This is a genomic window from Micromonospora okii, assembly GCF_020884795.1.
GTDB lineage: Bacteria > Actinomycetota > Actinomycetes > Mycobacteriales > Micromonosporaceae > Micromonospora > Micromonospora okii.
The window spans coordinates 1-1,024 of sequence record NZ_BBZF01000007.1 but is presented as its reverse complement, the minus strand read 5'-3'; the positions used below and the strand labels follow the sequence as shown (position 1 = coordinate 1,024).

The 1,024-nt window shown below is 72.8% G+C and carries 1 protein-coding gene; it reads left to right on the top strand.

Features of this window, described 5'->3' with window-relative positions; all coding sequences use genetic code 11:
* Positions 1-1,017: L-serine ammonia-lyase (locus tag LPU43_RS00045; protein ID WP_229397542.1), on the top strand; the 1,017-nt coding region annotated here is incomplete at its 5' end.
* Positions 1,018-1,024: the final 7 nt, after the last annotated feature.

Sequence of the window (1,024 nt, the reverse complement as noted above, 5' to 3'; positions counted from 1 at the left end):
TCGCTGCCGTACCACCCGAACGGGATGACCTTCGCCGCGTACGACGCCGCCGGGGCGGAGCTGCGTACGCGGACGTACTACTCGGTCGGCGGCGGGTTCGTGGTGGACGAGGCGGCGGCCGGGGCGGACCGGATCGTGCCCGACGCCACCCGGGTGCGGTACCCGTTCGGCACCGGGGCGGAGCTGCTGGCGGTCAGCGCCGGTAACGGGTTGTCGATCAGCGAGGTGATGCTCGCCAACGAGCGGTCCCGGCGCACCGAGGGGGAGGTGCGCTCCGGCCTGCTGGAGATCTGGCGGGTGATGCGCGAGTGCGTCGAGAGCGGCTGCGGGCGCGACGGCGTCCTGCCGGGTGGGCTGAAGGTGCGGCGGCGCGCGGCGGAGCTGCGGCGCGGCCTGGAGGCGGACCCGTGGTCCACGGATCCGCTGCGGGTGATGGACTGGGTGACCCTGTTCGCGCTCGCGGTCAACGAGGAGAACGCGGCCGGCGGCCGGGTGGTGACCGCCCCGACCAATGGTGCGGCCGGGATCATCCCGGCGGTGTTGCACTACTACGTCCGGTTCGTGCCGGGGGCGTCGGAGGAGGGCGTGGTCCGGTTCCTGCTGGCGGCCGGGGCGATCGGCGTGCTGTTCAAGGAGAACGCCTCGATCTCCGGGGCGGAGGTCGGCTGCCAGGGGGAGGTCGGCTCGGCCTGCTCGATGGCCGCCGCCGGGCTCGCCGAGGCGCTCGGCGGCACCCCGGAGCAGGTGGAGAACGCCGCCGAGATCGGCATGGAGCACAACCTCGGGCTCACCTGCGACCCGGTCGGCGGCCTCGTGCAGATCCCCTGCATCGAGCGGAACGCGGTGGCTAGCATCAAGGCGATCACTGCGGCCCGGCTGGCGCTGCGCGGCGACGGGGTGCACCACGTCTCGCTCGACAAGGTGATCAAGACGATGCGGGAGACCGGCGCCGACATGAAGGTCAAGTACAAGGAGACGGCGCGGGGCGGCCTGGCCGTCAACGTGATCGAGTGCTGAAAGCCGG